A 7,516-nucleotide genomic window follows, 5' to 3' on the forward strand; every position below is an offset into this window, starting at 1 on the left:
TATCGCGGGCAAGCCCGCTCCCACATTGGTCCTCCTATATTTGTTGATTGGGTTTACAGGTTGAGGGTCAGGCTGACGGTGAGGTTGCGTGGTTCGCCCGGGTTGACCCAATAGTTGCTGTAGGACCGCTCGTAGTACTTCTCATCAAACAGGTTGTTGAGATTCAAGCCGACCGTCACGTTCTCCGTAGCCTTGTAATGCGCGAGCAAATCCACGGTGTGATACGCCGGCAGCTCAAAGCGCGTACCCGCCTCACCGGAACGATCCCCTACATAGGTAAACGCCGCCCCCACGTCCGAGCCGCGCAACGCGCCATCCTGGAACTCATACACCCCCAACAGACTGCCACTGCGCTTGGCCACGCCAAGGATGCGGCTGCCGGCGGGAATGGCTTTATCGCCCTTGGTCACTTCGGCATCGATGTAGGCAAAGGCCCCAATCACCCGTACGGCATCCGTCACTTGCCCCGTCATTTGCAGGTCAAAACCCTGGCTGCGGGCCTTGCCCATGGCGCGGTTGAGGTTGGTGGCCGGGTCGAGGGTGAGCACGTTTTCCTTCTCGATATGGAACGCGGCGAGGGTGGTGCTGAGGCGGTCGTCGAACAGCTCGCTCTTGATCCCCACTTCATAACCCACGCCTTCTTCCGGCTTGAAGCCTTTGTTGTTGGCGTCCAGCCCGCTGTTGGGTTTGAACGAGGTGGAGGCGTTGGCGAACACGCCGACTTGCGGCGTGAGCTGGTAGAGCAGGCCGGCGCGCTGGGTGAGGGCGTCGTGGGTTTGCTGGGTCGGCGGGGTGTTGCCGATGTAGTTGTCGATGCGTTGTTCGAAATGCTCGAAGCGCGCCCCGAGCATGCCGCGCAGGCGGTCGGTGAAGACGATCTGGTCTTGCAGGTTCAGCGCGTGGCTTTTGGTCTGCTCGAAGAAGTCGGTGCCGCCGCGCGCGCCATTGGGTTTGGCCTGGCCGTAGACCGGGTTGTAGAGGTCGATGGCGTAGGGGCTGCCGGCAATCGCCGTCACGCGTTCCTTCTTGCGGTAGTCCTCGTATTCCGTGCCCACCAGCACTTCATGCTGCCAACTGCCAATATCGAACAAGCCGCGCAGTTCAAGTTGGGTGATGCTGTCGTGCCAGCCCATGGAGCGTTCGCGGTAGCGGCGGTTGAGGGTGTGGCCGTCGGCGTTCAGCGCACGGTTTTCCGAGGCGTCGCCCCACAGGCTGCCTTGCTTGTAGTGGCTGGCCAGGCGCAGGCTCCAGGCATCGTTGAGGTGATGTTCGAGGGCGGCCTGGAGGCGGTTGTTGTGGTTGTCGATATCGCCGTCGTTGGGCTCGCCGAGGAAGGTCGAGCGCGATACGCCGGGGGCGGCGACGATGCCACGGTCGAAAGTGGAGCTGTGGCGCACGAATTCGCTTTCGACGAGCAGGGTGGTGTCCGGGTCCAGTTGCCAACTGAACGACGGCGCGACGAACACCCGTTTGCTCTGCACGTGATCGCGGAAGCTGTGGTTGTCTTCCACCGCCAGGTTGACCCGCGACAGCACGTGGCCTTCGCTGTCCAGCGGGGTGTTGACGTCGAGGGCGGTGCGATAGCGGTCCCAACTGCCGGCGCTGGTTTGCAGGGTGGTGAAGGCCTCGGGCTGGGGCTTCTTGGTGACGATATTCACCGTGCCGCCAGGATCGCCACGCCCGTACAGGCTGGCGGCGGGGCCCTTGAGCACTTCGATGCGCTCGATATTGGCCGCGTCCGGGGTGCTCGGGTAGCCACGGTTGGCGCTGAAGCCGTCCTGGTAGAACTCGGACGTGGTGAAGCCGCGCACGCTGTATTCGTAGAGCGTCAGGCCGCCGAAGTTGTTTTGCTTGGACACGCCGCCGGCAAATTCCAGGGCGCGCTCGACGCTGGTGCTGCCCAGGTCCTTGAGCACCGTGGCGGGAATCACGCTGATGGATTGTGGGATGTCGCGTAGCGCCGTGTCAGTTTTGGTCGCACTGGCCGAGCGTGTGGCGCGGTAGCCTTTGACCGGGCTGGTGGCGGACTCGTAGGCGTCGGTGGTGACGCTGATGGTGTCGAGTTCCAGGGTGTTGTCTTCGGCGAAAGCGGGATCAAGCAGCAAACCCAAGGCCAGGCCAGCCAAGGGGGCAATTCTTCGAGACGGCATGATAGAGCGTTCCAATGTCGATATTGAAACAATATAACATGCCTAATGAGAATGAATCGCTATGAAATGTGCGCTTACAGGTGCCTGCGAACAGGCACCTGGGCGAGGGCGCTTATTCCTCTTCTTTCACCGGCGCCGGCGGTGGGCGCAGGCCGATTTCCGCTGACAACTTGATCTCTTTGCCATTGCGCATCACCAGGATCGTCACTTTGTCGGTCGGTTTGATCCGTGCCACCTGGTTCATCGACTTGCGGCCATCGCCAGCCGGTTCGCCGTCGATGCTGAGGATCACGTCGCCCAGTTGCAGGCCGGCTTTCTGCGCCGGGCCGTCACGGAAGATCCCGGCGACCACGATGCCCGGGCGCCCAGTCAGGCCAAACGACTCGGCCAAGTCCTTGGTCAGCGGCTGCACTTCAATGCCCAGCCATCCGCGAATCACCTGGCCGTGCTCGATGATCGACTTCATCACTTCCGTCGCCAGCTTTACGGGGATCGCAAAACCGATGCCCTGGGAGCCGCCGGACTTGGAGAAAATCGCCGTGTTGATACCGGTCAGGTTGCCATTGGCATCCACCAGCGCGCCACCGGAGTTGCCGGGGTTGATCGCGGCGTCGGTCTGGATGAAGTCTTCGTAGCTGTTCAGGCCGAGCTGGTTACGCCCGGTGGCGCTGATGATGCCCATGGTCACCGTCTGGCCGACGCCGAACGGGTTGCCGATTGCCAGCGCGACGTCACCCACGCGCAGGCCGTCGGAGCGGCCGAGGGTGATGGAGGGCAGGCTTTTCAGGTCGATCTTGAGCACCGCAAGGTCGGTTTCCGGGTCGCTGCCGACCACGCGGGCCAGGGTTTCGCGGCCGTCACGCAAGGCCACCACGATCTGGTCGGCGCCGGTGGTCACGTGGTTGTTGGTGAGGATGTAGCCTTCCGGGCTCATGATCACGCCCGAACCCAGGCTCGACTCCATGCGCCGCTGCTTGGGGCCGTTGTCACCGAAGTAGCGACGAAACTGCGGGTCTTCAAACAACGGGTGCGCCGGTTTGTTGATGACCTTGGTGGTGTACAGGTTGACCACGGCCGGCGCGGCGATGACCACCGCGTCCGCATAGGTCACCGGGCCTTGCACCACCGCGTTGGTCTGCGGTGCCTGCTGCATGTTTACGTCCAGGCTGGGCAAGCCAACCCACTGGGGATAACGCTGAATGATCAGCATCGCGATCAGCACGCCAGCCAACAATGGCCATCCAAAAAAACGCAGTGCCTTGAGCATCAAGTAAGTCCTGACAGGTTGCAGGGGGCGGGAGAGCGCCCATAATGTCGCGCATTATACGAGGCTGTGAGTGCCTTCGAACGGGATATTTAGGAGTCTTTTATGGCCGTTGCCCTGAGCACATTAGTCGATGAAGCTGACCGCTACCTGAACAGCTCGAAAATCGCCGATTACTGCCCCAATGGCCTGCAAGTGGAGGGGCGCCCGCAGGTAATGCGCATCGTCAGCGGCGTGACCGCCAGCCAGGCCCTGCTGGACGCGGCCGTCGAAGCCGGGGCTGATTTGGTGCTGGTGCACCACGGTTATTTCTGGAAAGGCGAAAACCCCTGCATCACCGGCATGAAGCAGCGCCGCCTGAAAACCCTGCTCAAGCACGACATCAGCCTGCTGGCCTACCACCTGCCGCTGGACCTGCACCCTGATGTCGGCAACAACGTGCAGCTCGCACGCCAGCTGGACATCACCGTCGAAGGCCCGCTGGACCCCAATGATGCGAAGATCGTCGGCCTGGTCGGCTCCCTTGCCGAGCCGCTGTCGCCACGGGATTTTGCCCGCCGTGTGCAGGAAGTCATGGGGCGTGAGCCGTTGCTGATCGAAGGCAGTGAGATGATCCGGCGCGTGGGATGGTGTACCGGTGGTGGTCAGGGTTACATCGACCATGGGATTGCGGCGGGTGTGGATCTGTTCCTCAGCGGCGAAGCGTCCGAGCAGACCTTTCACAGTGCGCGGGAAAATGACATCAGCTTTATTGCCGCCGGCCATCACGCCACCGAGCGTTATGGCGTGCAGGCGCTGGGGGATTACCTGGCGCGGCGGTTTGCGCTGGAGCATCTGTTCATCGACTGTCCGAACCCTATTTAACGGGCACCGCTGTACAAAATGTGGGAGCTGGCTTGCCTGCGATGCAGACACCTCGTTCTGTCTGATAAACCGAGGCGATGCTATCGCAGGCAAGCCAGCTCCCACACAAGCCAGCTCCCACACTTGACCGCGCGTCACCCCCAAACTCAGGGGCATATTCATATACCGTTTCGATCTAGCCAGCTCCCTGATTAGAAGAAGGTGCTGTGCTAGCATGCCCCGCTCGAACACGGCCCGCTGGCCGTCCATAAGATCGTTTTTCCGTGAGTAACCATGGTCGACAAACTGACGCATCTGAAACAGCTGGAGGCGGAAAGCATCCACATCATCCGCGAGGTCGCCGCCGAGTTCGATAACCCGGTGATGCTCTACTCGATCGGTAAAGACTCCGCCGTGATGCTGCACCTGGCACGCAAGGCGTTCTTTCCGGGCAAGCTGCCGTTCCCGGTGATGCACGTGGACACCCAGTGGAAATTCCAGGAGATGTACAAGTTCCGCGACAAGATGGTCGAAGAGCTTGGCCTGGAGCTGATCACCCACGTCAACCCGGATGGCGTGGCGCAGGGCATCAACCCGTTCACCCACGGCAGCGCCAAGCACACCGACATCATGAAGACCGAGGGCCTCAAGCAAGCCCTGGACAAGCATGGTTTCGACGCCGCCTTCGGCGGTGCCCGTCGCGATGAAGAGAAATCCCGCGCCAAAGAGCGCGTGTACTCGTTCCGCGACAGCAAGCACCGTTGGGACCCAAAAAACCAGCGTCCCGAGCTGTGGAACGTCTACAACGGCAACGTCAACAAGGGTGAGTCGATCCGTGTGTTCCCGCTGTCCAACTGGACCGAGCTGGACATCTGGCAGTACATCTACCTCGAAGGCATCCCGATCGTGCCGCTGTACTTCGCCGCCGAACGTGAAGTGATCGAGAAGAACGGCACGTTGATCATGATCGACGACGACCGCATCCTTGAGCACTTGTCCGACGAAGACAAAGCCCGCATCGTCAAAAAGAAAGTACGTTTCCGTACCCTTGGCTGCTACCCGTTGACGGGCGCGGTGGAGTCCGAAGCCGAGACGCTGACGGACATCATTCAGGAAATGCTCCTCACGCGAACTTCCGAGCGCCAGGGCCGTGTCATCGACCACGATGGTGCAGGCTCGATGGAAGACAAAAAACGTCAGGGTTATTTCTAAGGGGTTGTCATGTCGCACGTATCTGATTTGATCAGCGAGGACATCCTCGCCTACCTGGGCCAGCATGAGCGCAAGGAAATGTTGCGCTTCCTGACCTGCGGCAACGTCGACGACGGCAAGAGCACCCTGATCGGGCGCCTGCTGCACGACTCCAAGATGATCTACGAAGATCACCTGGAAGCCATCACCCGCGATTCGAAGAAAGTCGGCACCACCGGTGACGACATCGACCTGGCGTTGCTGGTCGACGGCCTGCAGGCCGAGCGTGAGCAGGGCATCACCATCGATGTCGCCTACCGCTATTTCTCTACCGCCAAGCGCAAATTCATCATCGCCGACACCCCTGGCCATGAGCAGTACACCCGCAACATGGCCACCGGTGCGTCCACCTGTGACCTGGCGATCATCCTGATCGACGCCCGCTACGGCGTGCAGACCCAGACCCGTCGCCACAGCTATATCGCCTCGTTGCTGGGCATCAAGCACATCGTGATTGCCGTCAACAAGATGGACATCAACGGCTTTGACCAAAGCGTATTCGAGTCGATCAAGGCCGATTACCTGAAGTTCGCCGAAGGTATCGCGTTCAAGCCGAGCACCATGGCCTTTGTGCCGATGTCGGCGCTCAAGGGCGACAACGTGGTGAACAAGAGCGAGCGTTCGCCTTGGTACACCGGCCAGTCGCTGATGGAGATCCTCGAAACCGTCGAGATCGCCAACGACCGCAACTACACCGACCTGCGTTTCCCGGTGCAGTACGTCAACCGTCCGAACCTGAACTTCCGTGGTTTCGCCGGCACCCTGGCCAGCGGCATCGTGCACAAGGGCGACGAAGTCGTGGTGCTGCCGTCGGGCAAGAGCAGCCGCGTCAAATCCATCGTTACCTTTGAAGGTGAGCTGGAGCACGCCGGCCCAGGCCAGGCCGTGACCCTGACCATGGAAGACGAGATCGACATCTCCCGTGGCGACCTGTTGGTGCATGCCGACAACGTGCCGCAAGTGACCGACGCCTTCGACGCCATGCTGGTGTGGATGGCCGAAGAGCCGATGCTGCCGGGCAAGAAATACGACATCAAGCGCGCCACCAGCTACGTGCCGGGTTCCATCACCAGCATCGTGCACCGCGTGGATGTGAACACCCTGGCCGAAGGCCCGGCGAGTTCGCTGCAATTGAACGAGATCGGCCGGGTCAAGGTCAGCCTCGACGCCGCCATTGCCCTGGACGGTTACGACAGCAACCGCACCACCGGTGCGTTTATCGTTATCGACCGTTTGACCAACGGCACTGTGGCCGCGGGCATGATCATCGCGCCGCCAGTGACCCACGGCAGCTCGGCGCAGCACGGCAAGTTGGCCCACGTGGCCACCGAAGAGCGTGCCCAGCGCTTCGGCCAGCAACCGGCCACCGTGCTGTTCAGCGGCCTGTCGGGCGCTGGCAAGAGCACCCTGGCCTATGCGGTTGAGCGCAAGCTGTTCGACATGGGTCGTGCGGTATTCGTGCTGGATGGCCAGAACCTGCGCCACGACTTGAACAAGGGCTTGCCGCAAGACCGTGCCGGCCGCACCGAGAACTGGCGTCGTGCCGCGCACGTGGCGCGTCAGTTCAACGAAGCGGGCCTGCTGACCCTGGCAGCGTTTGTCGCTCCGGATGCCGAAGGCCGTGAACAGGCCAAGGCATTGATCGGCGGTGATCGTTTGCTGACGGTCTACGTGCAAGCGTCGCCGCTGGTGTGCGCCGAGCGTGATCCGCAAGGGTTGTACGCGGCGGGTGGGGATAACATCCCGGGTGAGTCCTTCCCGTACGACGTGCCGTTGAATGCCGACCTGGTGATCGACACCCAGGCGTTGTCGCTGGAAGAGAGCGTCAAGCAAGTGCTGGAGCTGTTGCGTCAGCGCGGCGCGATCTAAGGATTGCCGCTACAAAAAAGCCCGCCACCGATCACTCGGTGGCGGGCTTTTTTATGTCCTCAAGACCGGACTCGGTCAATGTGGGAGCTGGCTTTTGTGGGAGCTGGCTTGCCTGCGATAGCATCACCTCGGTGTCACT

At 61.4% G+C, this 7,516-nt stretch carries 5 protein-coding genes; 3 read left to right on the forward strand and 2 right to left on the reverse strand.

Annotated elements, in window-relative coordinates; all coding sequences use genetic code 11:
* Window positions 1–53 precede the first annotated feature (53 nt).
* The gene (locus B348_RS0105665) at window positions 54–2,150 is read right to left on the reverse strand and encodes a TonB-dependent siderophore receptor (RefSeq protein WP_026136591.1); all 2,097 of its coding nucleotides are present in this window, start codon (window positions 2,148–2,150) and stop codon (window positions 54–56) included.
* Window positions 2,151–2,262: 112 nt separating this feature from the next.
* Window positions 2,263–3,417 carry a Do family serine endopeptidase AlgW gene (algW, locus tag B348_RS0105670; RefSeq protein WP_017735177.1) on the reverse strand — a complete coding sequence of 385 codons (1,155 nt, stop codon included), beginning with the start codon at window positions 3,415–3,417 and terminating at the stop codon, window positions 2,263–2,265.
* Window positions 3,418–3,519: 102 nt separating this feature from the next.
* Between algW and B348_RS0105675 the strand changes: the two genes are divergently transcribed.
* The 3 genes from B348_RS0105675 (at window position 3,520) to cysN (ending at window position 7,377) form a co-directional block, all read left to right on the forward strand.
* Window positions 3,520–4,278, forward strand: coding sequence for a Nif3-like dinuclear metal center hexameric protein (locus tag B348_RS0105675; RefSeq protein WP_017735178.1), 759 nt, complete (start codon window positions 3,520–3,522; stop codon window positions 4,276–4,278).
* A gap of 273 nt (window positions 4,279–4,551) precedes the next feature.
* Window positions 4,552–5,469, forward strand: a complete 918-nt coding sequence (gene cysD / locus B348_RS0105680; RefSeq protein ID WP_017735179.1) for a sulfate adenylyltransferase subunit CysD — start codon at window positions 4,552–4,554, stop codon at window positions 5,467–5,469.
* A gap of 9 nt (window positions 5,470–5,478) precedes the next feature.
* Window positions 5,479–7,377, forward strand: coding sequence for a sulfate adenylyltransferase subunit CysN (gene cysN, locus B348_RS0105685; protein ID WP_017735180.1), 1,899 nt, complete (start codon window positions 5,479–5,481; stop codon window positions 7,375–7,377).
* The last annotated feature ends 139 nt before the right edge of the window (window positions 7,378–7,516 follow it).

The organism is Pseudomonas sp. CBZ-4, assembly GCF_000346755.1.
Classification (GTDB): domain Bacteria; phylum Pseudomonadota; class Gammaproteobacteria; order Pseudomonadales; family Pseudomonadaceae; genus Aquipseudomonas.

Coding starts and splice junctions, on each gene's coding strand:
- cysN (WP_017735180.1), top strand. CDS start 5,479: ATGTCGCACGTATCTGATTTGATCAGCGAGGACATCCTCGCCTACCTG.
- B348_RS0105665 (WP_026136591.1), bottom strand. CDS start 2,150: ATGCCGTCTCGAAGAATTGCCCCCTTGGCTGGCCTGGCCTTGGGTTTG.
- B348_RS0105675 (WP_017735178.1), top strand. CDS start 3,520: ATGGCCGTTGCCCTGAGCACATTAGTCGATGAAGCTGACCGCTACCTG.
- cysD (WP_017735179.1), top strand. CDS start 4,552: ATGGTCGACAAACTGACGCATCTGAAACAGCTGGAGGCGGAAAGCATC.
- algW (WP_017735177.1), bottom strand. CDS start 3,417: ATGCTCAAGGCACTGCGTTTTTTTGGATGGCCATTGTTGGCTGGCGTG.